The sequence below is a fragment of the Paenibacillus sp. PAMC 26794 genome, from assembly GCF_000316035.1.
Lineage (GTDB): Bacteria > Bacillota > Bacilli > Paenibacillales > Paenibacillaceae > Paenibacillus.
This window is the reverse complement of the sequence record NZ_ANHX01000077.1, coordinates 29822-56347: the sequence shown is the minus strand read 5'-3', so window position 1 is coordinate 56347 and position 26526 is coordinate 29822. Positions and strand designations below refer to the sequence as shown.

Below are 26526 nucleotides of genomic sequence, written 5' to 3'. Positions count from 1 at the left end.
GATGTGCGACCTTATGCAACAGAATATATACCCGTTAGTCAATGAAGTAAATCCATTATTCATATAACGATGATGGAAACATATCCGTTGCAACTCTGTGTGTTCTTTCTCAAAAAAATAATTAGCGTGCAGGGATAAACTGCTTCACCCATTGTCCGAATCCTTGCGGATTGCGGCTCTGTATAAGAATAGTTCCTTCTCCCCGGAACCGACATACCAGTCCTTCTCCACTTGTAACACTGGATAACCAGCCCTGTGAAGCTTTCTCAATACGGTAATCTACATAATGAGGCCATGCCACCAAATGGGCGTTATCCACGATCATTTCTTCACCTGCTGCCAGATTAATCGCATGGATGGCACCATAGGAAGACAGAAATACGGTTCCACGTCCACTGATCTCAATAATGAAGAAACCTTCTCCCGAAAAGAGACCTTTTTTCAGGTTTTGCATTTTGGTATTCACCTGAATGCCCTCGGTTCCTGCCAGAAATCCGTCTTTCTGCACATAGAGTGAATAGGAACCGTCCAATTCAACAGCTTCTACATCGCCCATGCTTGAAGGTGAGAGCAGAATCTCTGCCGATCCGCCCGCAGCCGTCAGTTCCTGAAAGAAAAACTTCTCCCCGCTCAGCATCCGACCGAACCCGGCAAACATCCCACCTTCTGCTGAACCCTTCAGTTCAACCGTAGGAGTCATAGATACCATCGCACCGCTCTCAGCCTTGAACCGCTCTCCCCGCTGCAAATGTACCTTGAGCATCGCAAAAGCACCATCATATAAAATCTCATAGTTCACGGTTGCACCAGCTCCCTATTGTCAGAGTTAAAATCATTGAGTCCATTATCTTCCAGAACTGCTGATTTGTCTCCGTATTCCTTCACAATATGTTGATCTCCCCAATTACAGAGCGCATTAAGAATCGGTTCAAGACTTCTCCCGTAATCACTCAATTCGTATTCTACTTTGGGAGGGACCTGATTATATACGATTCGGTTTACGATTCCGTCGTTTTCAAGCTCTCTCAGTTGCTGTGTTAACATTTTCTGTGTAATTGCGGGCATAATACGCTTGAGATCACTGGTTCGTCTTTTCCCATGTGTCAGATGACAGAGAATGACACATTTCCACTTGCCACCGATCACTTCTAGGGTAGCTTCAACCGAGATGTTATATTTTTTTCTAACCATAACTTGCTTCCTCCCTGATGAATTGAATTACATCCGAACATAAGCTGTATAGGCACCAAAAAGTACGTAGGGTACTAAAAAGTACGTACTGTTCATTGTATACCGAGTAATTCATAATAGCATTTGCCGGTACGTAAATCTACATTCGGGGGAGTGGAGCAAGAAATGTTACAAGAATCCAAACACAGCACATGGGCATTGCTTGCGCTGGCCATTAGTGCATTCGCGATCGGTACCACAGAGTTTATCAGCGTTGGGCTACTGCCCCTCATTGCAGATGACCTGGGCATTTCCGTAACTACTGCGGGACTGACCGTTACTTTATATGCATTAGGCGTTACCTTTGGGGCTCCTGTTCTGACCTCACTGACGTCTACCATATCACGCAAAACGCTATTGCTTGCCATCATGATTGTCTTCATTGCGGGTAACACGATGGCTGCACTATCGACGGGCATCACCATGTTACTCATTGCACGAGTAGTGTCCGCTCTGGCACACGGGGTGTTCATGTCCATAGGCTCCACGATCGCAGCCGATCTGGTGCCTGCCAACCGTAGGGCAGGTGCTATTGCCATCATGTTCTCCGGTCTAACCATTGCCACAGTAACCGGTGTACCTCTCGGTACACTCATCGGCCAACATTGGGGCTGGCGCGCTGCCTTTATCCTGATTGTTGTGGTTGGCATCATTGCAATGATCGGAAACCTGATACTCGTGCCATCCACGTTGAAGCGAGGAACACGGACAACATTTCGGGATCAGCTGAAGCTCGTTACAGGTGGACGCTTGCTACTTGCTTTTGCCATCACTGCTGTCGGGTACGGAGGAACATTTGTTGTCTTTACGTATCTGTCCCCGTTGTTGCATGATATTAGCGGTTATTCCGAGAAAACAGTAGCGTTCATTCTGTTGTTGTACGGAATAGCCATCGCTATTGGCAACATCATCGGCGGCAGAGCAGCCAATCGCAACCCGCTCAAGGCGCTCTTCTACATGTTCATCATTCAGACCATCATTCTCGGCGTGATGTACTTCACCGTCCCGTTTAAGTTGGCAGCACTGCTCACCATTATGGGTATGGGCCTGCTCGCCTTCATGAATGTACCTGGTCTTCAGATGTACGTTGTAACCTTGGCTGAACGATATGCACCACAGGCCAAGGATGTAGCCTCAGCCTTTAACATCGCCGCATTTAATGCAGGGATCGCTATAGGTGCCTATTTGGGTGGAGTGATCAATGACTCCATTGGTTTGATTCACACGACATGGGTCGGAGCCTTGATGGTTCTCGTAGCTGTAATCCTGACCGCTTGGGCTAAAATGCTGGAAAACAGGGATCAACATGCATCAGTCGAAATGGAGAAAGCTTCGTTCTAATTTCCATCCGACCATAGGTCTCACTCTATATTTATCAGTTCCAGCCTTCAAGGGGAACCGGTTTCACATGGTATTTTATTATACTATAATACGTTGAACCCAATTTGATCTACTATGATTTAATTTTGTATGATATAAAAACGGAAATTCAGCTTAATATGACTGATTTTTACACACTTTAAGGAGGAAATCTCATGACAACAGCTCAAATTGCACAACATTTACAATCCACAGTAACTCTGCATAACGGTGTTTCTATGCCTTGGTTCGGACTGGGTGTATTTAAGGTAGAAGAAGGATCTGAACTGATTGAGGCCGTGAAAAATGCGATTAAACATGGCTACCGCAGCATCGATACTGCTGCAATTTACGGCAATGAAGCCGGTGTGGGCCAAGCAATTGCAGAAGCTTTGCAAGAAAACAACCTGAAACGCGAAGAACTGTTTGTTACATCTAAACTATGGAATGCAGACCTCGGATATGAGGAGACACTTGCGGCTTTTGATACCACATTGGACAAACTGGGACTGGAATACCTTGACCTGTATCTGATTCACTGGCCTAAGGCAGGCAAATACAAAGCAGCCTGGAAAGCAATCGAGGAGCTGTATGCAGCCGGCCGTATTAAGGCCATCGGTGTGAGCAACTTCCAGATTCATCATCTCGAAGACCTGATGCAGGATGCCAAAGTGAAACCGATGATCAATCAGGTGGAATACCACCCTCACCTGACTCAGGTTGAGCTTAAAGCCTTCTGTGAGAAGCATGGTATCCAGCTTGAAGCTTGGTCGCCTCTAATGCAAGGTCAGCTGTTGGACAATCCAGTACTTACGGCGATTGCTTCAACCAAAGGCAAATCGGTTGCACAAGTAATCCTGCGTTGGGATCTGCAAAATGGAGTCATTACCATTCCGAAGTCGACCAAGGAAAACCGGATTATTGAGAATTCCTCTATCTTCGACTTTGAACTTTCAAATGAAGAGATCGATCAGATCAGTGCTCTGAACGAAGATGTACGTGTTGGACCTGATCCGGACAACTTCGATTTCTAAATAAAGAATGATACTCCAAAGCCTCCATACTCTTCGCATTAGCGGGGAGCCTGGAGGCTTTTGTTGATATTTTATAGCAATCGTTCTGTGCTTACCCTAGTTTCTCATGTGGCTGCCAACCATCGCTCCCGGATAACACCCGGGATATGGAGTATTCCACAGCTTCCTGCTCTGTCAGTAACTTGGCCCAAGGCACGCGACCCGAAGTATCTTCCGCCCCAGGTCCGGCGCTGTTATATTCAGCATACTGAACGGTCTGCTCTGCATCTGTCTTGTTCCAGTTGTGCCATCCCTCCCGCTTCACATGAGCACCAATCCAGCAGTTCAGAAAACAGACTTTGGCATGATGACGCCACGGTCTGCCCAGATACACCGACTGCGGCGGAGCATTGCTGGTCAGATCACAGTCCAGAAACACATAGCCGTAACGCACATCCTCCGGCGTAGAGGCTGCGGTAATCCAGCCGTTCACTTGTCCATCCGCAGCCTCCGCCTCAGTTAGACGATTCTTCGTAAAGATCTCGCAGCCCTTAAACACCACCGTAGCCGAACCAAAAATAAAATCGATATCACCTTCGATGTAACAGTCCTCGAAATACTGCCGCAGTTTGCGCCGCTCGGCACCATCGCGTGGTCCGCCAAAATAACTGCGATCCATGGGCTGCTCCGGCAGCGGGCCGGTGAAAATCGTATCCTGATGGCCCATAAAGCGACAACTGCGGAAGGCCGCGCGGTCTCCATCCACGTACACCGCCAAAGCCTGACCCACTACCTTTCCCGGCCCGGCTGAGTTAACAAAAGAAAGTCTCTCTGCTGTAAAATCGTCTGCTCCGATGAAGGCTGTATAGGAATAAAAGGTATGATACTGCGACCCATCCGGGAACTTCTTGAGCGCATAATCATCATATGTAATGACAGTATGCTCCGCCCCCTCACCGATCAGATGAATCATAGGCTTCTCAATATCCAGCTTCTCGTAATATACGCCTGCCTTAATTCGGATCGTGAAGCTTTCGGTTCCGTTGTCCGGAACGGCATCAATCGCGGCTTGAATAGTAGGATAATCCCCCGTCCCATCCAGAGCAACGGTATAATATCGCGTCGATTGATCCATATCTATATTCGGTGACATCTGCTTGCTCATGGCAATCGCTCCATTTCCAGCGCTGCCAGCAGAAGCGGAGCCACACCCATAAAGGAATCGCTTACAATTGCTTCGGTTACATAGTAGTTGTACGAGCCATCTCGATCCAGACTGAGCCCTGCGCCGTGACAGATCCCGTTCAGCTTCACACCGTCAGCCGTCTCCTCCATCAATCTGGAGGAAAGTCCCTGCCATCCTTTCTCCGCAGCAGCTCTGAAATGCGGCTCCAGATACCTCAGCCGCACACCCTTCGCAAGTGCATATACAAACATGCTCGACCCGGATGCTTCCAAATAGTTGCCTTTGCGGAAGCCCTGATCCAGCACCTGGAACCATAACCCGCTCTCCTGCTCCTGCACGCGTACCAAAGCATGACACATCCGTTCGAAGATACCAATGATGGTTCCGCGCTTTGGATGATTCACGGGGAAATGCTCCACGCTGTCTACAATCGCCATGGCATACCAGCCCATCGCCCGGCTCCAGAAGTGTGGCGAGCACCCTGTCGATGAATCTGCCCAGACCTGTTCCTTCGATTCATCCCAGCCATGATAGAGCAGCCCGGTCCGCGGATCACGGGTCTGGCGTTCGATCAGCAGAATCTGATGTGCAACTTCATCCCATAACTCGGGACGATGAAATGTCTTCGCATACTCGGACAGAAAGGGAGACGACATATACAGGCCGTCCAGCCACATCTGGAATGGATAGATTTTTTTGTGCCAGAAACCACCCTCCGACGTGCGGGGTTGCCCTGCGAGCTGTGCTGCCAGGAGATGCGCCGCTTCTGCGTAACGCTGATCTTCAGCACCATCCAGTAATGCAAACAGGTTTTTCCCCTGATTAATCTGATCCAGATTATATTCTTCCAAAGTATAGGTGCCAATAGAGCCGTCCGGCTGGATATACAGGTCCATATGTTTTTTCATAAAATCAACATACTCTTGCTTGCCATAATACTGCCCGGTTCGTGCCATCGCCATCAAGGTCATGCCTTCCACGTATGCCCATCGTCCCGAAGGGAACGCATGATAACCGTCCCCGTCACATTGCTGGATGATCGTTGCTGCAATTCGCTCAGACCAGGATAACTGTGTCTGTACCTGCATAAGCAATTCCTCCTTGAATGTTGTACTCACCTAATACATGTATGACTAACTGCCGTTGAATTTCGAAGGTTCAGCTTAGGCTGAATGACTACCGGAACGTCGACCTGTTCATCACGGATTAACGATACAATCAGCTCCGCTGCCTGCACGGCCAGTTCATCCAGAGACGGCCCAATCGTTGTCAAGGCCACTTCGGCATACTGCATATCCGGCAGATCATCATACCCGATTAACGAGATATCGCGTGGAACGCTGTAACCTGCCTCAAGCAAAGCCCGGAGCGCACCTCGGGTGACCAGGTTGTTCAGTCCAATAAAAGCTGTCGGCGAATCCGCCCCAAACGCATGATTACGTATGGCAAAATACCCGTCCTCCCAGGAGGAATACGCTGGCAGCACATGGTCTTCGTTAAAATCCAGACCCGTACGCTGCAACGCTTCCCGGTATCCCTCCAGCTTGACATGCTGGGAGTTGCCGATGAATCCGATTCGGCTGTGGCCCAGCGATTTTAGATGCTCCACTGCTTTGAACAGCCCTTCTTTGCGATCAATCTTGATGTAAGGAGAGTTCGGCGCTTCATCTGTACCCAGCACAAAACATGGCATGTTGAGTGTTGCGAACTTTTTCCAGAACATCTCCCGATTGTCCAGTGCATAGTCCCACAGAATACATCCGTCCACGCGCAGCTGGCTAAAGACATCCACGCCATCATCCGCCACAACCAGGATCATCTGATATCCCCGCTTCTTCAGCTCGGTGTGCAGACGACCGGAGATGTTCGAGAATAACGGATTGCTCAGCTCATCCAGCACAAAACCGATGATGTTGCTTCTGCCCGTGGAGAGCTGCCGGGCCAACATATTTTTCCGATACTGGTGTTTCTCCGCGACGGCAAGCACCTTCTGCTTCGTTGCCGGTTTGATTCGGGGATCATCATTCAGCGCCTTCGATACCGTGCTATAACTCACCCCCGCCAGTTTGGCAATGTCTTTAATGGTTATCAAAATCAATCAACACCTCTCATACGCCTAAAACCCTAATTTCCTATTTCTGTGCAGATTTATAACGATCATATTGTGCCTGTCTGCCCGCAATAACCTGCTCTATATTCATCTTCTTCAACGTCTCAATATAACTGTCAAACTGATCCAGACTGGCGTCCCCGCTAATAAACTTAAAGTTCATCTCTTCCACATATGTCGTGATGTCAGGCATCGCCATGCTTTCCACACTCGCTTCATCCGGCAGGGCATAGACAAACGGGAACGGTTCGCGCACATACGGCTCCAGTTCTTTATCCATCTTCGCATGCCAAGGGGCTACGACGGAATCAGCAGAATCGGTCGATTGGATGTTCGGCAGATTCACCGGACCAATGCCAAGCTTCTGGATGTATTCATTGTCCTTGCCTTTATCCGTGAATGTCTTCACGCCATTCTCTTCCGTATACGTGTCATCCTTGATGCCCCACGTATAGTACGTCTGTGCTTCCTCACTTACGGCATAGTCCAGGAAACGGAAAGCAAGTTCGGGATTTTTACTATCGCGTGTAATGCCAAAGATGCCACTCACTGGTGTACGTCCTACATAGAACTGATCCCCATGCGGTCCTTTCAGTGGTAAAATTCCTTTGATGATTGGCTCTTCCGGATTGTAATCCTTGAACAACGGACTGTAGACCATTGACATATACCAGCTAAAATTAAACGTTGCTCCCGTCACATCCTGAGAGATGCGCGACGTGACCTGATCACTCGTGGTACTCGCATAATCCACCCCAAGCAGACCTTCCTTGTACAGTCCGTTCAGATAGGTCAAGTACTCCTTGTAGGTAGGCTCATAATAGCTGAAATGTACTTTGCCCTGATCGTCTGCATAAAACTGGTTGGACAGATCAAGTCCAAATGCCGGGCCAAAGGCCATTGACACAAATTTCGCTTCCATGGAAAGCGGAATCTCATCAGCCTGCCCGTTGCCGTTCGGGTCATCAGTCTTGAACTTGCGCAGCATCGCCGTGAATTCATCCAGCGTGGTCGGCTCGCTTAATCCCAGCTTATCAAGCCAGCGTACATTAACCATAAATACCGGCATGTAGTTGCGGGTTAACGTCTGCTGCGGGATATAATACATTTTACCATCTGGCGTTGTTAAACTGGCTTTGACCGAAGGCGACTTTTCATATATTTTTTTGAGATTTACGCCGTACTTCTCCACCAGATCATTAATCGGAATGAACAGACCGCTGTTAATGTATTTCATCAGCTGATCCTGATCCGGCAGGTACACGATATCGGGCAGGCCGGTACCGGCAGCCAGCCTCGGATTTACGGCATCCGCGTAGTTCTGTGGCGGAATTAGATCCCAATCTACCGTCACACCGGCGTTGCCCTCGATTTTCTTAACGATGGCTGCGGTGGACAAGTCCACATTGGTCGTCCAAGCGTTGGTGCCGAGAATAGACAGCTTGGCATCCGGTTGATCCGTCACCGGCCCTGCTCCGGTATAATTGAAGGCTGGCTCCGAACTGGACGGGGTGCTCCCCGCATCGGTTCCCGCCCCTGTTCCGCCGCTACATCCCGCCAGGCTGATTGCCAGTATCGCTGCGATTACACTTTTTCTTCCTGCCCCTTTAAATCTCATCCATCATTCCTCCTTGGTATGAACCACTTTGAACTCCCTTGAATGACATGACACTTAAGTAAGTAAAGCTATCCTTTCACGGCTCCGAGGGTGATTCCCTTAACGAAGTACCGTTGGATAAACGGGTAGATCGTAACAATAGGTAGAATGCTGACCACAATGGATACATAACGAACCTGAAGGGAGGAGACCGCCAGCGCACCAGATGTCATCGTACCGCCCATCTTCTGCATCACTTCCGGCGAAGCCATGATCAGCACTCTTCGCAGGAACATCTGTAAGGGCTGCATATCCTGTTTGCCCAGATATAATAGGGCCGTGAAAAAGTTGTTCCAGTGGAATACCGCGTAGTACAGCGTGAGTACAGCCAGTGTTGGCTTGATGATCGGAACCGCCAGACGATACAGCATCGTCATCTCGTTGGCCCCGTCTATACTGGCACTTTCGAAAATTTCATTCGGAATACCTTCGAAGGCCGAGCGGCAGATCATGACGTTAAACGTAATCACCAGCACAGGCAGCACCATAACCCAGCGGGTGTTGTACAGCCCAAGCGAGGTAATCAGCATGTAGACCGGAATGAGTCCACCCGAGAAATACATGGTGAAGGCGATGAAGAAATTCAGCTTGCGGCGTAAGAAAAATTGCTGTCTGGATAATGGAAACGCGGCAAGACATGTTGCCACTATGTTCAACAGTGTGCCAACCACGGTGTACCAGAGGGTGTTGTAGAACGAAACCCATAACTCCTTATATTGCAGTACCATTTGGTAACCTGACAGGGTAAACCCAACGGGCCACAATACAACTTTTTGTTTCTCGATGGCATCCACCGAGCTGAATGAAATACTAATGACGTACAGAAAGGGATACAACGTGACAACAACCGCCAGTATGGTCAGCAGGTAGACACATCCGTAGAACAAACGGTCACTTCTCGATTTTTGCATACAGATCTCCTTTGGTCCGGGTTATAGTCTTACCAGAGTGACATCTTGGTCAGGCGGCGGGTCATGGAATTGGCAGCAAACACAAGGACAAAGGTGATAATGGAGTTGAACAAGCCGACCGCTGTGGCGAAGCCGTAATTCTGACCCTCAATCCCCATCCGGTATACATAGGTGGACAAGACATCAGCCGTTTCGTAGGTGGCTCCGTTGTAGAGCAGATATACTTTCTCGAAACCTACACTCATAATGCCGCCAAGCGACAGAAGCAGAAGAATGACAATGGTTGGTTTGATACTGGGAAGGGTCAGGTGCCATAGCTCCTGGAATTTGTTGACGCCATCAATTTTGCCGGAATCATACATCTCGGGGTCGATCCCCATAATGGCCGCAATGTAGATGATGGAGCTGAAGCCAAAGCTCTGCCAGATGTCGGAACTTGTGAAGATGGTACGGAACCAGCTCGCATCCATCATGAAGTTCACTTTTTCCATGCCAAGACTCGCGATGAGGGTGTTCACAATACCGTCTGTTGGTGACAGAAAGTTAATAATCATGCCGGCTACAACAACAGTGGAGATGAAGTGAGGAAGGTACGTAACGGTCTGGGCAAATCGCTTGAATGTGCGGTTCTTGATCTCCACGATGCAGACAGCGAATAAAATTGGAATGGAGAAACCAAACAGGAGTGGCAGGAAGGCGAGCAAAAATGTGTTACGCAGCAGTCGCCAGAAGTAAATGGAATTCACGAACTGTTCGAACCAGCGCAGTCCCACCCATTCCCCGCTGAGCATGCCCTGACCTGGCAAGAAATTACGAAATGCCAACAGCACGCCAGGCATCGGAAGGTACATGAAGATGAGGTAATACAGAAAGATAGGCGAAAACATCAGTAGCAAATACTTATCCCGTCTGATCAGGCCGAACAGCGTGGACATGCGTTTTTTCAACGTGAAGCACTCCCCTTCGCTACATAATTACAACGTTTGAATTTTTGAATAAATAAGAACTGTCATTTCACTGACGTATTTGTTATTCATCTCATTCACATTTTGTAACAACCTATATTATTATACGTACTAACGAGATAATCACTTGAAATAGTCCTCCTTACACCGTATTTATTTCTTTTTAATACTTGTCATAACCATAATTACAACGTTGTAATTTTAACTTAAATGTATACGCTTACATAAACTTTTTCCCATCTTAGCAAAGTCTTCAATGTTTGGCAACAACAAAAAATCAGTGGCATGTTATAACATGCTGAATACAGTCTCGCATACGCGAGACTGCCCGTTAAAATCTACACATGATTCCGATATTCCATCGGTGTCATAACATACACTCGCTGAAAGGCTCTGTAAAACTGACTGACGCTGGAAAATCCCAGTTCATAACTGATTGTGGTCACTGAATCCGTTGTATGGCGGAGCCTCCTCGACGCTTCTTCTACGCGCAAATTCAGCAGATATTGATACGGTGTTGTTCCCGTAAGAGCCTTGAAAGAACGCATAAAATGATACCGGCTCTGATGTGCAACCATCGCCATCGAATCAATATCCATTGGGCTTGTATAGGCACTGTGAATGTAATCCAGCACTCGTTGGAGATGAGGGTCCATGAATGTACTGGGATTTACAGTCCTTTTTCCATTTTCCTGCCCCGTCAACATACGTCTTAGATACGTCTCGATCGCCATTTCTGTTTCCTGCACTTGCAGCATTTCGGCCACATCATCTAACAAAATGGAATTCCAGCTTCGAAACAGACCGCTGATCTCAGCAGGATCAAATGTCTGGGTAGGTCGAAACTCAGCTCGTCCCCCACTTAACTCCGCACCTTCGAAACTGCCTAATGGCGGTTTACGGAACTTGATCACAATGACAGCCGAATCCGACCCTATCTCAAAATAATGCTCAGTCTGGGGATGAGCAATAATCCCTATGCCTGCTTTTAGCGGGTATGCATGCCGTTCCTGTACCAGATGACATTGACCTCTGACCGGCAGCGTTAGCTGATACCAGTCGTCATGTACATGCGGCTCATTCGCGAACCCTCCGGTAGCTTTCCATAATTCCAACCCATTTAGCGTCATGTTTAATTCCATCGTTTGCTCACCTGCTGACATTATAGCAAATCGTGCTCACTTTCCAAGCACTTTTCACAAAGACATGATCTACCCCCATCTTTTATCATAGAAAAAAATAATTCGAGGTGATCTCCCATGGCTCAGGCCGCTTTAAGCAAAATGCAAATCAACTCCTCCGCCAATTGGGCACTCGCCGGAGTCAGCTTCGCCCATCTGCTGAATGATGCGATGCAGACGGTGGTTCCGTCTGCTTTCCCGCTATTCCAGCAGACCATGCAGCTCAGTTTCGCCCAGATGGGCTGGATTGCCTTCACCCTGAATATTACCGCATCCGTCCTTCAGCCACTGGTCGGTTATATGTCAGACCGCAAGCCCATGCCGATCCTGCTTCCCGGAGGTATGTTATTCTCCCTGATCGGTGTTCTCGGCTTAGCCTTGTCTTCCGAGTTATGGATGCTGCTTGTTTCGGCAGCATTGATTGGCATAGGCTCATCCATCCTGCACCCCGAATCCTCACGTGTGGCTCATATGGCAGCCGGCCGTGGACGAGGAATGGCGCAGTCAATCTTCCAGGTGGGAGGCAACACAGGACAGGCCATTGCTCCATTACTGGTCGCCTTCATCCTGCTGCCACATGGGCAGCGTAGTTTTCTATGGCTGATGGGCTTTGCCCTGATCGGCATCTTCATTCAGTCTTTTGTCAGTCGTTGGTACAGAGACAAGCTTGCCGAGACTCGCATCCGTCAGCAACGCCCTCTAAAATCAAGCGGCGCAGGGCCAGCAGCTCGGCCTGTGAGTAGGGGATTCATCGCTTTTACAATGGGAATTCTCATCCTGCTGCTGTTCTCCAAATTCGTATATATTGCAGGCATGACCGGGTATTACGCCTTCTATTACGCCGATGCATATGACTTGCCTCTCTCCCAGGCACAGATTTGTCTGTTTATTTTGCAATTTGCAGGCATGGTCGGAACCTTGCTCGGCGGCCCACTCGCTGACCGCTACGGACGCAAACCGATGATCTGGTTCTCCATTGCAGGCACTGCACCGTTTTCCCTACTGCTACCTTATGCGGGACCCGTCCTGTCGATGGTGTTGTGCGGAATGATTGGACTAATCCTGATGTCCGGCTTCAGCGTCATCATTGTTTATGCACAGGAATTGCTTCCTCGTCATATTGGAACGGTATCCGGATTGTTTTTTGGCCTGTCGTTCGGAATGGCTGGACTTGGCTCGGTTGTGCTAGGTTCCTTAATTGACGTGACCAGCATTTCGTTTGTTATCAAGTTATGTTCGTTTTTGCCACTGCTTGGTGTGTGTGCTGTATTTCTACGCAAGGACCAACCCAGAACAGCGTGATAACCATTGAAACCTCACTGATTTTGTGACTACAATACACCTAGGACACTCGAGGATAACAGAAGGAAGGAATAACGTGTCACCCATCATACCGAGGAAATATTGCCTGTCTTTAGTCACAGCCTCCTGCTTCGCCGGGGTGAAATAGTCAACAGTGGATTAACTAGCGAGCTAATGAACACAGAAGTGCTTAGCGACTTCTTCGAGGCACCTGTGGAAGTTGATCGGCATAAAGAACGTGTCTATGTCAGAGCTGCGGCGGATTCATAAGCGCAGGGTTATACACAGCAAACGTAACATAGGTGAAGAAACATAACAGTAAAAGCCCAATATCTTATCCACATGTGGATAGATTTTGGGCCTTTTTCTCCTATATCTAGTGTTATCCACCGTTTTCTGTGTAGAACTTTCTAATTTATGAGTATAACTTTACGGTTACATCTTTTTATCTATACGTTTTACCACTATCCTATTTCCGCACACCTAAAAACAGAAACAGTGGAATGCGTTGCCTGCGCAGATAGGTTTCCTCGTTTACAAAATAAGCACGTTGTGGTGCTGACTCGCGCAAATGTTCTACACGGAACCCTGCCCGCTGCAATGCCATGAAATACGATTCAATGGAACGATGCATCTTTTTCACAGAACCGCCCAGCCACTGCTGCTCCCGATATCCTTCTACAAAATACTGATCAACCACCCAATCCGTTCGAGTCCCGGAGGGTTGCAGTGTGGACGTGATCACAGGATGTTCTACCGAGAATACAAATGTCCCATTCTCTTTCAAAGTATTGTATATATTGCAGAACAGGCTCTCCACATCCTCAATATAGTGAACAGCCAGTCTTGATATCACCAGATCGTATACTCCGGCTGGATAGGTCCAGTCTTCCATGAACGCTTGCTCAATCCGGGCATTCAATCCTTTTACCGATTCGTTAGCTACCTGAATCATATTCACAGAACCTTCAATCCCCATATACGTCGCACCTTCGCGCTCCTGATTCAGCAATTCTGCGGCGAACCTTGCATCTCCACAACCAAGGTCCAGTATATTCTTGCCAGCAACATCTCCAATCAACTCCAGCATCACAGGCTTCTCCAATGTATCATTGGCGTTCTCCTGCCACTTCCGACGTTCCATATACTTCTCGAAATTCGCCTGATCATCGTAAAAGTCCGATCCTCTGTCCTTCATTCCGTGACCCTCCATTTCGGATAAGCATACTTCCTATTTACAGCCTGTAAGAGTATACAGAATATGGATGGGTCTGGCTATAACAAAAAGGCTGTTTACTGATATTGACCAGCAAATAGCCCTTCTTCCTTACACTTAACCTATTTTTCGCCGCTTAGCCAAAACGTTCTGTTTTGTACCATTTGCTTTCGCGTTTCCGAATTTTGTCCATAATCAAGGAGTAAAATGCCTTGATCGAGATCAGGATGAACAGCTGTGCATACGTGAAGTAGGACACGCAGGCATAGATGAAATTACGGGTATTGCTCTGTCCAATATCTGCGGCAAGTGCCAGGTTGATCTGTAACACATAAATAAAGTACATGAGCGCCCAACCAATGACCAGAAACACATACGCATCACCGGCAAACTGAAACGGTGAACTTACATCTGGTTTAAATATGGCAATGACCTGATAGACCAGATTCACGAGAAATATAATATCCGATACAATGATCGCAAGCATAAACCAGAAATAACTGACGGCATAATAGATGACCAGCAACTTATTACGCCAACTGGAGCGGTTAAACAGGTTATGGATATTATCCAGTACGACCTGGTAGTTCCCCTTGGCCCAGCGTTCGCGCTGCTTCATGTATACACGAAGCTGCTCTGGCTCTTGCTGATAGGCTTCCGCTTGCGGCGCAAGTGCCACAAACTGTCCGCGATTCAAAATCTCAAATGATAGTGCCGTATCTTCTGTAATCGCTGTCACATCCCATCCACCAATGTCCCGGATCAACTCGGTTTTGATAATATAATTCGTGCCCGGGATGGAACCCAGCTGGAACAATTCCCACAGACCCGTGTGATACACACGTTGCGAAGTAATGATCTCCAGATTGATGCATTTGGAGAGGAAATTCTGTCCTCTGTTGCGTGCTTTGTTTCTGCCAAAAACCACGCCATATTGTTCAGGGTTCTCAAGCGATTTTTGGGTCAAAAACATTAATGCATTCCGTTCAGGTGCGGCATCTGCATCGAAGATACAGATCCAATCACCCGTGGCTATGTCCAGTCCGTCATTTAATGCCCCGGACTTGCCACCTGTTCCTTTTCGCTCCATTACCGTCACATTGCGATGCCTATAACTGGTCTGACTGAGGAATGATCTCAGCTTCTCTGCGGTATCATCTGTACAGTTATCCGCGATCACGATGACCTGAACTTTATCCTCCGGATAATTCAGGCACAGAATGTGCTCTACCGTCGCAACAATGACCAGACCCTCGTTATGCGCAGGTACCATGACCGTGACTGTTGGATAATGATCCATATTTTCAGGGATCTGAATCCCTTTTTTGTCCTGTTTATTAATAAAACGAATCGCGCCCGCCATGATAACAATCGACTCGAATACGGCAATCCAGATGCTGAATATCGATAACAGCAGAATAAAATCAGTCAATTCATTTCCTCCGATCGTACTTGCGATTGACTTTTGACCGAAAAAGAAGGGTAGCAATCGTTAGTAAAACGGTACATACGGCAAATATACAACTGACAGCGATACAGACAGGGATGAACCAGGACATATAATCCACAGCAAATCTCTCCTTCCTGTTCGTTAGATATATTCACCAATGAGATCCGTCTCTGTGTTCCGTTCCAGCGCCGCAATAACTGCATCGATATCCTTATACTTACTGAATTGTTCCTTGTGGAATACCAGCGCACCAGTTCGAATAACCGTCTGCAATTCATTTCCCCTTTTATCGATGATCTGCAGATCCATCATGGCTTTTTTGATCCGTTGTTTCAGAATGGGCATATACTCCGCATTGGTCATCGGGCAGATAATGACAAACCTTCCCCGATCCACAAAAAATTTATAATCCTCAAACCGGATCTGCTTCTGTATGGTAGTGGATAGTTCAAGAAGGAACTGTGCATAGCGCACGGAACCGAGTGATTCCAACACCAACGGCAAAAACTCGATCTTGAACATCGCCATGCTGAATCCATATTGCTCCGAATAACGTCTGGCCAGATTACTTTGCTTAACAAGTGTGTCCGCAAGGGCACCCTTATTACCCAGGGAGGTGTCCAGATCAATCTCCGGATTACGCCCCTTAAGCTCCTGCAGACGCTCTATGACACGCGCTTTACGCACAAGACTTGCCTTAATAAAGGCAGCCACAACCGCATTAGCCGGAATGAGCAACCACCATGAGAACGTAAGCACATTGACATCCGCGTAAGTAACAAGCCATACAAAATAAGCGACCAGATATATAAATCCGAGGACGACAGACACTCCGACAGGTATCACAAAACCCAGAATCAGCGCTCCAAGCGACACGATGCTAAACACAAAATCCTGTGTGGTATAGCTCTGATTCATATAAATTTTAAGATAGACAGCCAGCTGCTGAATCACGGCTAATCCGATCAAACTGGCATATCCCCATGCAATACGACGGATGGGTGCTTTATTCCTCATCATAGGTTTATTCTCTCCAGTAGATTACTTCTTAAGTGAATTTTGTAATGCAGTCTCTCCAAGCAGAGGAAAAAGATTATCAAACAAATGTGTGTTTCCACTAAATACATATCCACCTCGATAACGAGATTCCTGACCACGTAACGTAATCATATGGTTATACAACTGTTTGGCCCATTTCGGATCACCCGAACGTACAGCGAGTAAGATGGCGAGGCCATATACCGAGGAAGATTCATAAGAGACGGCAGGTGTGCGCCATTCTCGCTTATACTGTCCGGGCAGCTTATGCCGGGTGTTGAACTCCTTTTTCAAAAAAGAAATGAGCTTGTCCGGTTTGCGGTCGGTCACGGTTAGATGATTCGCCACGATCAACTGGTCGATCAGATTCACCTTATCATCATACGTATATTTTTTACGGACTACATCGAAGGTCTTCGGATAGAACAATCCATCTTCAGGCATTTTCTTCAGCAACGATTCGTACTTGGCATAGGTTCCCGGTTCCACCATCTGATGTTTTTCCATCAATTGAAGAGACGGGAGATCAACATAAACCAGGCTTAACGTATCTGTGGAGTGACCACTCGCAAAATCATGAAAATCAACATAATAGCCTTTTTTCTGAACCGATTGTGAAAGTGTACGGGATATTTCCGAAGCAGTTTTCAGTTTGGCTTCTCTTCCTTGTTCCCATTGATCTGCTGCCTTTAATAAAGCACCGACAATTCGAAAATCATCGCCAAGCGCATTGGTGGTCACTTGAGATTTACCTTCGGCATCCAGCTTCCAGGCAATATATTTTTGCGGCATGAGGAAATAGGTCGTCAGCAGTTTATAGCTTTCCTCGAATAACGCCTGATCATTCTTGGCTACAGCATATTGCATCCAAAGACCAAGTGACTCAGATAAAGCCTCTCTGCCTGCTACGATGTCCGCTCTCTCTGAGGTAGCATCTTGCAAATAGGTCGCAAGTGTACCATTGGGATTGGTCATATGATCTTGGACAAAGGATACCGTAGGGGATTCATTCATCACGAACCGCTCCTTCGCAAAAATAATTAACGCTGCCGTGATACCGACTGCCAATATGATCCACCACGTTAGCCTTTTCCGGTTCACCCGTTTCATGACTCCCTCCTGTACTGATGCTGCTCTGGCATAATGGCTCTTCTCCTTTAGATAGGTTCGGCTAGAGTCTGGGATGCAGGGGTCAAGGATCGTTCCTCTGTTCATTCCGAAATATCCATGTAGGGTCGCCGTCCACCCTTTTTGACAAATTTCCAGTCCACCTCGATATTATGCCGCATTCGACGGAGAAGCATGACCGCGGTCTCGATCTCTTCATCCGTCAAACCGTCCAGTGTCACCTGATCGGAATGAACGCCCTCTTTACGAATAAATTGCCACGCTTCAAGCCCTGCCTCTGTTGGATATAACAACTTGTTCTTCTTATTATCTATTGCCGATTGTTTGACAATAAATCCATCGGATTCAAGTTTGCTAATAGCTCTGGCCGCCGTCGTGCGATCCACTTTGATCAGTTCAGCAAGCTGATTCGGAATAATGCCCGGATTCTCACAGATTCGATACAGATATAGATATTGTCCACGGGACAGGTTCAGATGCTGAAACTCGACATTACTGATTGAATCCAGACAGCGGGCAATCATACCAATTTCACGCAGCACTTCTTTTTTTTCAGTCAACACATTCACGCCCCTATAAAATTGTTGCATTCGCAACATAATTGATGGTATAACTACTGTTGAAAAGAACGAAATTCGTTCCAACTTCCTGTTATGTACCAGTTTATCACGTCAGGATAACATTACGATCACCCAAAGGAGCAACATTCATGAATACAACGATTGTTGAAGTTAATAATCAGGAATTGCTCGATGCCTGCTTCGCTATTCGCACCGCTATTTTCGTCGAAGAACAAGGCGTGCCAGCAGCGGATGAATTCGATGCTTATGATACATTAGACGCGGAGGCGCGCCACATTCTGCTCTACGTAGACGGTGTACCTGCTGCCTCCTCCAGACTGCGCATTGTGGAACAAGTCGCCAAATTGGAGCGGATCTGTGTCATGCTCGATTACCGCAAACACGGCCTGGGCCGTGTGCTGATCGACAAGCTGGAGCAGATGGCTGTTGCTGATGGTCTTGAGAAAGCCAAGCTGCACGCACAGGTACAAGCTTCCGGGTTCTACGAACGACTCGGATATGCACCCGCGTCGGAAGTATTTATGGAAGACGGCATTCCCCATCTGCTGATGACCAAAAAACTGAAATAATGACATTCCAAAAAACGCCTCCGTTATCACTTCTCAGTGATATACAGAGGCGTTTTGCATTCAGGCAACACATTCATTAGTGACTCAACAACGGTAAATGGCACGTGCAGACTCTGATTATAACAACTAAGTATACTAACTTACTTGCCAGATCCGCATTGTATCTTATCCCAGTGCCAGACGGTCTGGCTCGGATTCGGCAGCGTTGTTCTTCATTTGTTTGCTGCGCAACTGTCCGCAGGCAGCATCGATATCCGTACCATGTTCCATACGTACAGTGGAGTTGATGTTGTTCTTTTTGAGCGTATCATAGAAGCCCAGAATCGATTCTTCTGTACTCCGTTGATACTGACTGTGCTCATCCACCGGGTTATATGGGATCAGGTTCACACTGACCATACTTCTGCGACTGGACAACAGTTCAGCAAGCTCCGCGGCATGCTCACGCTGATCATTAACATCACGTAGCAGGATGTACTCAAACATGATGCGTTTGTTCGTTGTAGCCAGATAATAATCCACTGCATCCATCAATTGCTCAATCGGGAAAGCCCGGTTGATCTTCATGATGTGTGTACGCAGTTCATTATTCGGTGCATGCAGAGAGATCGCCAGGTTAACCTGCAGACTGCTGTCTGCAAATTCCTTGATTTTGTCCGGAAGGCCACTCGTGGACACAGTAATCCGTTTGGCCGCCAGGGCCAGTCCTTTGCGATCCTTGATAACTTCGATGAAATCACTCATGTGCTGGAAGTTATCGAACGGTTCGCCAATACCCATCACAACCACGTTCGTTACCCGTTCGTCTTGACCCGCTGCATCCAGATGTCGCTGTACGTGCATAATCTGCTCCACAATCTCTCCAGCAGTCAGGTCACGGCTCTTCTTGATCAATCCGCTCGCACAGAAACTACAGCCAATATTACAGCCAACTTGTGTGGTCACACATACGGTAAGTCCGTATTTTTGTCGCATTAATACCGTCTCAATCAGGTTACCGTCCTGCATCCGAAGCAGAAATTTCACGGTACCATCTGCCGATTCCTGCTTCACATGTTCGCTCAGCGAGTTCATTGTGAAATGCTCAGAGAGAACGTCCAGACATTCTTGACGGACATCGGTCATTGCCGGAAAATCGTGTACACGCTCGTGATATAACCATTCCCAAATCCGGGATGCACGGGATTTTTTCTGCCCATGCTCCGGTAGCCAGGAACGTAATTGCTCTAATGTTAATCCATATATGGATGATTTGTTCATTGTATAATCCTCTTTTCGCAAGAAAGCATATGGCTTATCGGTCCTACCCAAAAAACCTCTACTCCGTATTGTCCCAAAATTGACGAGGGAAAACAAGGGCTTTTGCATTTCTTCCAAGAGGTTTTATCCTTGGTAAATCTGCACAACAGACCATATTTAACCCTATCGGGCCTTCACCATTAGAAGTGAATGATACCGGATGTGTGCAGTAGAACCAGCAGAACCAGGATCGGAGCCACGTAACGCAGCATGAACAGCCACACCCGGAACCATCCGGAACGCAGGCCGGAAGCTTCAGCAGCCGTTTTCCAGAAGTATCCGGCAAAAATCGTCACAAGCAGTCCACCCACAGGCAACAGGATGTTGGATGCTACAAAGTCCATCCAGTCGAACACACTCTTCGACCCAATCGTCCATTCAGGCAGCAAGCCGAGCGACAATACCGAAGGAAGTCCCACGATGAAGACCGCGAGCGCAATAACCCATACCGCACGGCTTCGACTCCATGACAAGCGTTCCATGAAATATTTCACCGGAACTTCCAGCAAGGATACTGCTGACGTCAATGCCGCAATAGCCAGCAGGATGAAGAACAGTCCACCAAACAAGAAGCCAAGCGGCATCGCCGAGAAGGCCGCCGGAAGTGCCACGAAGATCAGTGACGGTCCTTGGTCTGGTGCAATACCAAACGAGAATGTCGTTGGGAAGATGATCAGACCAGCAATGAATGCATAGATCAGGTCACCCGCACCGACGGCGACCGTTGCCGCACCGAGGGATTGATTTTTATCCACATACGAACCGTAGGTTACAAGAATACCCATCCCGAGTGACAGGGAGAAGAAGGCATGTCCGAGCGCAACCAGTGCGGATTCGGTTGTCAGTTGCGAGAAGTCCGGGTTCAGGAAAAAGGATACACCCGCACCTGCACCCGGCAATGTAACTGCACGGATCATCAGGATAATAAGCAGCACCAACATCGCTGGAATCAGTACCTTGTTGAACTTTTCGATTCCGTTGGATACTCCTTTGGCTACAATCCAGCCTGTAATTAGAACCGCAACCAGTTGCCATACAATCGGCATATAGCCACCTATGAAGGAGTCGAACTGTCCGGCATAATCCGGATTGTTAAACAATGTGCCACTGAATGACGTAATTGCATATTGCAAGGTCCAGCCTGCAATAATGACATAAAAGGACAGGATGATAAACGGCGTCAGTACTTGCAGCAAGCCGGCTGCGAGCCAGCCCTTATGTCCACCTGCTTTGATAAAAGCCGTAGCTGCACTACCTCTGCCACTGCGACCAATCGCGAGTTCAGCCAGAAGCACTGGCAGACCGATGAGCAGCAAACAGACGATGAAGAGCAGGAAAAACGCAGCCCCTCCGTTCTCACCCGTAATGTACGGGAATTTCCACATGTTGCCCAGACCAACCGAACTACCAATGGCTGCCAGGATAAATCCAGCTTGGGAGAAGCGTTCTCCTTTGCCAGCATTGTCTTGATCCAGATTAGGCTTACTAAAATTCATCGTATCTACTCCATCACTTTAAAGTTTTCCGTAATTATATACTACTCACCTTGTCAGGTCATTCGAAATTCGAAATTTGTCGAAATGTTATTTATTTACATAAAAATACACACTAAAATCTTTATCTCATAAGTTCCTTAAACACAGTATGTGATAAAGTCCGTTAGTCCAACCGTATGAAGTTTCAACAAATCGTTTCAACAAATCCATATTCCCAACCGTTCAAAGCCCAATAGAATCAAAAAGAGGTGTCCCCTCAGCCACTTGGATGACTGCGGAGCACCTCTTATTTTGAATTACACTTTAATTTGAAGTAACTCGTACTTGATAACGCCCATCGGAGCATTGACATGAATGACGCTGCCCACTTCTTTGCCCATTATCTCCTTGCCCAGCGGGCTCTCGTACGAAATTTTATTATCCGCAACATCGGCCTCGGCAGGACCAACCACTTTATATTCAATCTTCTCGGCGAACTCAATGTCATTAAGCAACACCGTCGATCCAATGCTCACTTTGTTGGAGTCTATATTGTCTGAAGAGATGACTCTTGCTTTTGTCAGCATCTTCTCCAGAATCAAAATCCGGGTCTCCATAAAGGCCTGATCATCTTTGGCTGAATGATACTCACTATTTTCCTTCAGGTCACCGTAACTGATCGCAAGTTTTAGACGCGCAGCCAGTTCCTTACGCTTCACCGACTTCAAATCCCTCAGTTCGTCCTCCAGCTTTTCCAAGCCTTCCTGTGTCAAAATCACTTCATCATTAGCCATTTTTCCATCTCCTAATCCTGCTATCTATCTATATTCTAACCTATATCCACTCCAAAGGGTTAGCATACCCCGGAAAAAGTAATAGCTCATCCATATATTGTATTTTGATTGCATCAAAACAATGTTTAACTCTTGCGATGATTTTAAAGGCTTTGTTCAATAATTGTACCGTTACAATCTGCTCAACTGATGATGTTGTTTTCATCCGTTCACTTTTACAATGAACTCAGGGCAGCAGAAGTTTATAACTACCACATGCAGCCCACTATATGACGTGAGGTGATAAGAATGATTGAACTATTGAATACAGCTGAAATACAGGCCTATCTGAAACGGATCGGCATTGATGTTATAAAGAAACCTACACTGGAATTCTTATTTGAACTCCAGCGAGCACATGTCCAATATTTATCCTGGCAAACGGTCGATATTTTTGCTGGTCGTCCTGCGGGAATCAGTCTTCAAGAATCGATTCAACTTATAGTACAGGGACGCAGCGGCTACTGCTTTCATCTAAATGGTGCATTTAGTGTTCTTCTCCACTCGCTGGGTTATACGGTTGATTGGCATCGCGGGGGAGTACAGCCTCATGGGGAACAACCCCGTGTGAATTCATTCCATCTCGGTCTATCTGTGCTTCTGCCGGATGCTGACCCGACAGTTGAGCGCTGGATTGTAGATGTAGGTCTCGGCGGAATGCCCTTTGAACCTCTGCCACTTCGTTATGGAACCTATGGTTCAGCTCCGTTCACGTACCAATTGATACCATCATCTGTTGTGGCTGGGGGATGGCGGCTTGAGTACGAGCCGATTGGGCCCAGTGAAGGAGTCGACTATGCTCCCGAGGTAGTCCACGATCTGGGGGAGTTCATTCCCAAACATGAATTCTACAGTCGGGCGGCCGAATCACCTTGGCATAACGTATTTTTACTTCGTCAGCGGGATGAGATCCGCAGTCATGAATTACGTGGATGTATGCTCCGAACACATGATATCGAAGGAATCCAGAAAACGGAGATCCGGAATTATACCGAGTGGCGTAACGTATTAACTGAAATATTCCATGAACCCTTGGTGAATTACAGCGAACTGGAATGTCAAGATATGTGGGAGCGAGTGCAGGCTGCACATATAGAATGGAAACGAGTACAGGAAGCATGAAGAGGAAGATGCAGAACCCGAGCCCTTAACATGAAAAACGAGACAACCGGCTTGCTTGTTAGGGGCATCCGTATAGTGATGATTTGGGAGGAAGAGTTGAGGGGACGTTCCATATAAAGGAAAGTTACTGATCCGCGCCGAATATGTCCTCAGGTGATTAATGATGATAACTATTCGTGTACTCCAAGTTCCAGAAGTATTGCCCGAGGCGAACTGGAACCAATTGCTGTCGCAAGTTTCTGCCGAGCGACGTGCTCAGGCTTCGCGTTTTGTGCGTCAGGCTGACGCGTATCGCTCCGTGCTGGGCGAGATATTGACTCGTGTGACTTTGAGCAAGTTAACTGGACTAAGACCTGCTGAACTTTCTTTTACCCGTAATTCCTACGGCAAACCTTCACTCAGCCACCATTCGGATGTACAATTCAACGTCTCCCATTCTGGTGATTGGATTGCTCTAATCTCTGGCAGTACAGATGAACTGGGCGTGGATGTGGAAAAAATAGCTCCAATTGACATACAGATTGCAGAGCGTTTCTTCTCTCCTAAGGAGAGCCAGTTCTTGGCCGCCGAGCCTGATGATCGTCGGCTGGAGACCTTCTACCGTCTATGGACGCTGAAGGAAAGTTATATCAAGGCAGTGGGTATGGGGTTGTCCATACCACTGGATTCCTTCGCCATCCTACCTGATGAACGGGAAGATTGGCATTGCAAACAGGCCGAGACATATCTCTTTCTCAGTCAGCGACTGGATGATGGACATATGCTTGCGGCATGTTCGGCTTGGGGAGAACTGCCAAGCAAGCCGGAAATCGTAACCTTGGAGGATCTGTATACAGAGTTAGTATAGAGTGGTGCTAGGCCTCAACGAATTGGAATCAGTTGAGTTTTGTAAGAGGCTTCCATTAAGAAAATACTTGCTAATGTTAATCAAAAAAGCTAACGACGTGAGTATCACGCGTTAGCTTTTTAGCTTTAAATCCACACTCCGTTTACGTCTCTGACGTATTGAATAGGACTAATTCCGACTCCGCAATTTGCCAAGCAATCGGATGATCTCAATGTACAGCCATACCAGTGTAACCATCAATCCAAATGCACCGTACCACTCCATATACTTGGGCGCACCACGTTCAGCACCACCCTCGATGAAGTCAAAGTCAAGGACCAGATTGAGGGCAGCCACAATGACGATAACGACCGAAATACCGATGCCGATCAAGCTGTTATCATGCAGATAAGGAATCGAAATGCCGAAGAAACTCAGTACAAAGCTCAGCAGATACATAATCATGATACCGCCGGTTGCAGCCACAACACCCAGCTTGAAATTCTCCGTAGCTTTGATCAATCTGGTTTTGTATGCCATCAGCAGGGCGATGAATACAGCCATGGTCAACAGGGCCGCCTGCAAGGTAATTCCGTTATAAAGTGACTCATAGGTTGCTGAGAGTGCGCCCAGGAATAGCCCTTCTGCCACGGCATAGACCGGTACCAGATAAGGTGCCGCTACGGGTTTGAACGAAATCACAAGTGCCAGAATGAAACCAACGATCAATCCGCCATAAGCGAGCGGCATCACTTGTTGTCCGTTAAAAAACATCATCCATGTTGCAAATGCACTGCCCAGCAGGATCACCAGCGTAATAAATGCTTTGTTCACCGTGCCGTTGATCGTCATGTAATTCTGATACCGATCTTCTCCATATCCTTTGTTATCAAACGTGCTGTCTTTAAGTGTAGGGTTACCGCTACGACCGATCAACACAATCACCTCTTCATATGTATTTGGTATATCTGTGATACTAGGCTTGGACTTACTACGTTTCAATTCTACAAGCTACTCCCTCGAAAAGATCGGGATGGCACCAGAAGGAATCGGACGCAATCCTTCGATTACATCCTTACCCACTGGTGCAACTCTTAGGACATATGTCCCAGACATTGCATGTTCATGTGTTTTTTAAGCTTCTTATTTGTACAAGACTTTATCTACATTGTATTTCGCACGCATTGTGTTGATGATATAGGTCTCGTAAATTTCACGATCTACCGGATCTTCAACTAGGCATACTTCGATCTTTGTTACTTCCTCGCGGTGATTCTTCATTGGTGATACCGTGTCTTCAAAATGCTTTTTGATACGTGGTCTTAATTTTCGTGCTTTCCCGACAAATAACAACTCTCCAGCGGCATTGTAAAACATGAAAATCCCGCCTAGTTCCCGGGTAATCAGGTGAAAATCAGTAAATCCATAAATGTGGCTAAGCTGTGGATCAACCTGCTTTGTGATGGTTACATCCGGTGTTGGCACGGTAATATTAATCAATAGGCTCACTTCCTCATTATCTATAGGTTTTCATCCTATCACATATTATAAAGGGACACCATTTCAATCTATATGAAGTACAATTCACGCAATTTTCGCTATTACGACAAATATTTCAAAAAAAAGGTTAACTTCCCTGATTCAAAGTGGTACTATAGGGGTATGAGGAAGAAATTGGGCACTGAGACATACGTCTTTATATCTACCTTCGTCTATTGTACCCTATGATTGAAACTCTTTTTCATGCTGAATTCTGTTATGTGATCACGACAAGAGTACAGTTAGCAAGAACCCTAGCTTATAGATTGTGGATTCATCATCTAATCGACCCTTGCAGCAAGCAAACTTAGAAAGACCTAGATTCATGATTCACTGTAGATTTTAAGTATCACCGAGAAAGCCTGCAATTATAGTCGTACTGAATTTTAATAGACACACGTAGAAGGTCAGATAGCTATCGATCCTAGAGAGACTAGTCATGCAATGCAACTGTAGAAATTATAGCAGCAGTACTATAGAAAATGGATCAAGTTTCACCACCAGGCCCCGGCATACTGCCAGGGCTTTTTTGCGTT

General features: G+C 47.1%; 25 protein-coding genes. 6 read left to right on the top strand and 19 right to left on the bottom strand.

Going from position 1 to position 26526, the window contains the following annotated elements; all coding sequences use genetic code 11:
- Window positions 1-121 precede the first annotated feature (121 nt).
- A complete protein-coding gene (locus D829_RS0124815; RefSeq protein WP_017691614.1) occupies window positions 122-799 on the bottom strand; it encodes a TIGR00266 family protein in 678 nt (225 codons plus the stop codon).
- Window positions 796-1191, bottom strand: a complete 396-nt coding sequence (locus D829_RS0124810; protein WP_017691613.1) for a winged helix-turn-helix transcriptional regulator — start codon at window positions 1189-1191, stop codon at window positions 796-798. The genes D829_RS0124815 and D829_RS0124810 overlap by 4 nt, the downstream gene beginning before the upstream one ends.
- Before the next feature lie 165 nt (window positions 1192-1356).
- Between D829_RS0124810 and D829_RS0124805 the strand changes: the two genes are divergently transcribed.
- On the top strand, window positions 1357-2571 hold the full coding sequence (locus tag D829_RS0124805) for an MFS transporter (RefSeq protein ID WP_017691612.1): 1215 nt from the start codon (window positions 1357-1359) through the stop codon (window positions 2569-2571).
- Window positions 2572-2780: 209 nt separating this feature from the next.
- The gene (locus D829_RS0124800) at window positions 2781-3623 is read left to right on the top strand and encodes an aldo/keto reductase (protein WP_026081399.1); all 843 of its coding nucleotides are present in this window, start codon (window positions 2781-2783) and stop codon (window positions 3621-3623) included.
- 91 nt (window positions 3624-3714) lie between these two features.
- Here D829_RS0124800 and D829_RS0124795 read toward each other — a convergent pair whose 3' ends face one another.
- The 7 genes from D829_RS0124795 to D829_RS0124765 form a co-directional block, all read right to left on the bottom strand.
- The gene (locus D829_RS0124795; protein WP_017691610.1) at window positions 3715-4767 is read right to left on the bottom strand and encodes a pectinesterase family protein; all 1053 of its coding nucleotides are present in this window, start codon (window positions 4765-4767) and stop codon (window positions 3715-3717) included.
- Window positions 4764-5876, bottom strand: a complete 1113-nt coding sequence (locus D829_RS0124790) for a glycoside hydrolase family 88 protein (RefSeq protein ID WP_017691609.1) — start codon at window positions 5874-5876, stop codon at window positions 4764-4766. The genes D829_RS0124795 and D829_RS0124790 overlap by 4 nt, the downstream gene beginning before the upstream one ends.
- Window positions 5877-5902: 26 nt before the next feature.
- Window positions 5903-6880, bottom strand: a complete 978-nt coding sequence (locus D829_RS0124785; protein WP_026081397.1) for a LacI family DNA-binding transcriptional regulator — start codon at window positions 6878-6880, stop codon at window positions 5903-5905.
- 40 nt (window positions 6881-6920) lie between these two features.
- Complete coding sequence (locus tag D829_RS0124780; protein WP_017691607.1) at window positions 6921-8516, bottom strand: extracellular solute-binding protein; 1596 nt, start codon at window positions 8514-8516, stop codon at window positions 6921-6923.
- Window positions 8517-8584: 68 nt separating this feature from the next.
- Window positions 8585-9466, bottom strand: a complete 882-nt coding sequence (locus D829_RS0124775) for a carbohydrate ABC transporter permease (RefSeq protein WP_017691606.1) — start codon at window positions 9464-9466, stop codon at window positions 8585-8587.
- 29 nt (window positions 9467-9495) lie between these two features.
- Complete coding sequence (locus tag D829_RS0124770; RefSeq protein ID WP_017691605.1) at window positions 9496-10413, bottom strand: ABC transporter permease subunit; 918 nt, start codon at window positions 10411-10413, stop codon at window positions 9496-9498.
- A gap of 356 nt (window positions 10414-10769) precedes the next feature.
- Window positions 10770-11573: a helix-turn-helix domain-containing protein gene (locus D829_RS0124765; protein WP_017691604.1), complete on the bottom strand. Its 804-nt coding sequence runs from the start codon at window positions 11571-11573 to the stop codon at window positions 10770-10772.
- 117 nt (window positions 11574-11690) lie between these two features.
- Here D829_RS0124765 and D829_RS0124760 point away from each other — a divergent pair, with 117 nt between their 5' ends.
- Window positions 11691-12914, top strand: coding sequence for an MFS transporter (locus D829_RS0124760; RefSeq protein ID WP_017691603.1), 1224 nt, complete (start codon window positions 11691-11693; stop codon window positions 12912-12914).
- 469 nt (window positions 12915-13383) lie between these two features.
- On the opposite strand, the gene D829_RS0124755 is transcribed toward D829_RS0124760, so the two are convergent.
- The 5 genes from D829_RS0124755 to D829_RS0124735 form a co-directional block, all read right to left on the bottom strand.
- Complete coding sequence (locus D829_RS0124755; RefSeq protein ID WP_017691602.1) at window positions 13384-14112, bottom strand: class I SAM-dependent methyltransferase; 729 nt, start codon at window positions 14110-14112, stop codon at window positions 13384-13386.
- 154 nt (window positions 14113-14266) lie between these two features.
- A complete protein-coding gene (locus tag D829_RS0124750) occupies window positions 14267-15562 on the bottom strand; it encodes a glycosyltransferase (protein ID WP_017691601.1) in 1296 nt (431 codons plus the stop codon).
- Window positions 15563-15721: 159 nt separating this feature from the next.
- Window positions 15722-16597, bottom strand: coding sequence for a diguanylate cyclase (locus D829_RS0124745; RefSeq protein WP_026081396.1), 876 nt, complete (start codon window positions 16595-16597; stop codon window positions 15722-15724).
- Window positions 16598-16621: 24 nt separating this feature from the next.
- Window positions 16622-17728: a glycosyl hydrolase family 8 gene (locus tag D829_RS0124740; protein ID WP_017691599.1), complete on the bottom strand. Its 1107-nt coding sequence runs from the start codon at window positions 17726-17728 to the stop codon at window positions 16622-16624.
- 101 nt (window positions 17729-17829) lie between these two features.
- Window positions 17830-18270: a MarR family transcriptional regulator gene (locus D829_RS0124735; RefSeq protein WP_036662230.1), complete on the bottom strand. Its 441-nt coding sequence runs from the start codon at window positions 18268-18270 to the stop codon at window positions 17830-17832.
- Window positions 18271-18455: 185 nt separating this feature from the next.
- Here D829_RS0124735 and D829_RS0124730 point away from each other — a divergent pair, with 185 nt between their 5' ends.
- Complete coding sequence (locus D829_RS0124730; protein ID WP_017691597.1) at window positions 18456-18896, top strand: GNAT family N-acetyltransferase; 441 nt, start codon at window positions 18456-18458, stop codon at window positions 18894-18896.
- 165 nt (window positions 18897-19061) lie between these two features.
- On the opposite strand, the gene rlmN is transcribed toward D829_RS0124730, so the two are convergent.
- From rlmN to greA, 3 genes are all read right to left on the bottom strand, one after another.
- Window positions 19062-20156: a 23S rRNA (adenine(2503)-C(2))-methyltransferase RlmN gene (gene rlmN, locus D829_RS0124725; protein ID WP_017691596.1), complete on the bottom strand. Its 1095-nt coding sequence runs from the start codon at window positions 20154-20156 to the stop codon at window positions 19062-19064.
- A gap of 179 nt (window positions 20157-20335) precedes the next feature.
- Window positions 20336-21691 carry a sodium-dependent transporter gene (locus D829_RS0124720; protein WP_017691595.1) on the bottom strand — a complete coding sequence of 452 codons (1356 nt, stop codon included), beginning with the start codon at window positions 21689-21691 and terminating at the stop codon, window positions 20336-20338.
- Between the two features lie 296 nt (window positions 21692-21987).
- A complete protein-coding gene (greA, locus tag D829_RS0124715) occupies window positions 21988-22464 on the bottom strand; it encodes a transcription elongation factor GreA (protein ID WP_017691594.1) in 477 nt (158 codons plus the stop codon).
- Window positions 22465-22752: 288 nt separating this feature from the next.
- Between greA and D829_RS0124710 the strand changes: the two genes are divergently transcribed.
- On the top strand, window positions 22753-23625 hold the full coding sequence (locus D829_RS0124710; RefSeq protein WP_017691593.1) for an arylamine N-acetyltransferase: 873 nt from the start codon (window positions 22753-22755) through the stop codon (window positions 23623-23625).
- A 160-nt stretch (window positions 23626-23785) separates the two neighbouring features.
- Window positions 23786-24472 (top strand): 4'-phosphopantetheinyl transferase superfamily protein, encoded by a 687-nt coding sequence (locus tag D829_RS31855; RefSeq protein WP_081595083.1) that lies wholly within the window; start codon window positions 23786-23788, stop codon window positions 24470-24472.
- Between the two features lie 168 nt (window positions 24473-24640).
- Here the strand turns inward: D829_RS31855 and D829_RS0124700 are convergent, their stop codons facing one another.
- Both D829_RS0124700 and D829_RS0124695 read right to left on the bottom strand, forming a co-directional pair.
- On the bottom strand, window positions 24641-25387 hold the full coding sequence (locus tag D829_RS0124700; protein ID WP_026081394.1) for a Bax inhibitor-1/YccA family protein: 747 nt from the start codon (window positions 25385-25387) through the stop codon (window positions 24641-24643).
- Window positions 25388-25594: 207 nt separating this feature from the next.
- A complete protein-coding gene (locus D829_RS0124695; RefSeq protein WP_017691590.1) occupies window positions 25595-25951 on the bottom strand; it encodes a nucleotide excision repair endonuclease in 357 nt (118 codons plus the stop codon).
- Window positions 25952-26526: the final 575 nt, after the last annotated feature.

Coding starts and splice junctions, on each gene's coding strand:
- D829_RS0124810 (WP_017691613.1), bottom strand. CDS start 1,191: ATGGTTAGAAAAAAATATAACATCTCGGTTGAAGCTACCCTAGAAGTG.
- D829_RS0124805 (WP_017691612.1), top strand. CDS start 1,357: ATGTTACAAGAATCCAAACACAGCACATGGGCATTGCTTGCGCTGGCC.
- D829_RS0124795 (WP_017691610.1), bottom strand. CDS start 4,767: ATGAGCAAGCAGATGTCACCGAATATAGATATGGATCAATCGACGCGA.
- D829_RS0124790 (WP_017691609.1), bottom strand. CDS start 5,876: ATGCAGGTACAGACACAGTTATCCTGGTCTGAGCGAATTGCAGCAACG.
- D829_RS0124780 (WP_017691607.1), bottom strand. CDS start 8,516: ATGAGATTTAAAGGGGCAGGAAGAAAAAGTGTAATCGCAGCGATACTG.
- D829_RS0124775 (WP_017691606.1), bottom strand. CDS start 9,466: ATGCAAAAATCGAGAAGTGACCGTTTGTTCTACGGATGTGTCTACCTG.
- D829_RS0124765 (WP_017691604.1), bottom strand. CDS start 11,573: ATGGAATTAAACATGACGCTAAATGGGTTGGAATTATGGAAAGCTACC.
- D829_RS0124760 (WP_017691603.1), top strand. CDS start 11,691: ATGGCTCAGGCCGCTTTAAGCAAAATGCAAATCAACTCCTCCGCCAAT.
- D829_RS0124755 (WP_017691602.1), bottom strand. CDS start 14,112: ATGAAGGACAGAGGATCGGACTTTTACGATGATCAGGCGAATTTCGAG.
- D829_RS0124745 (WP_026081396.1), bottom strand. CDS start 16,597: ATGAGGAATAAAGCACCCATCCGTCGTATTGCATGGGGATATGCCAGT.
- D829_RS0124740 (WP_017691599.1), bottom strand. CDS start 17,728: ATGAAACGGGTGAACCGGAAAAGGCTAACGTGGTGGATCATATTGGCA.
- D829_RS0124735 (WP_036662230.1), bottom strand. CDS start 18,270: ATGATTGCCCGCTGTCTGGATTCAATCAGTAATGTCGAGTTTCAGCAT.
- D829_RS0124730 (WP_017691597.1), top strand. CDS start 18,456: ATGAATACAACGATTGTTGAAGTTAATAATCAGGAATTGCTCGATGCC.
- rlmN (WP_017691596.1), bottom strand. CDS start 20,156: ATGAACAAATCATCCATATATGGATTAACATTAGAGCAATTACGTTCC.
- D829_RS0124720 (WP_017691595.1), bottom strand. CDS start 21,691: ATGAATTTTAGTAAGCCTAATCTGGATCAAGACAATGCTGGCAAAGGA.
- greA (WP_017691594.1), bottom strand. CDS start 22,464: ATGGCTAATGATGAAGTGATTTTGACACAGGAAGGCTTGGAAAAGCTG.
- D829_RS0124710 (WP_017691593.1), top strand. CDS start 22,753: ATGATTGAACTATTGAATACAGCTGAAATACAGGCCTATCTGAAACGG.
- D829_RS31855 (WP_081595083.1), top strand. CDS start 23,786: ATGATGATAACTATTCGTGTACTCCAAGTTCCAGAAGTATTGCCCGAG.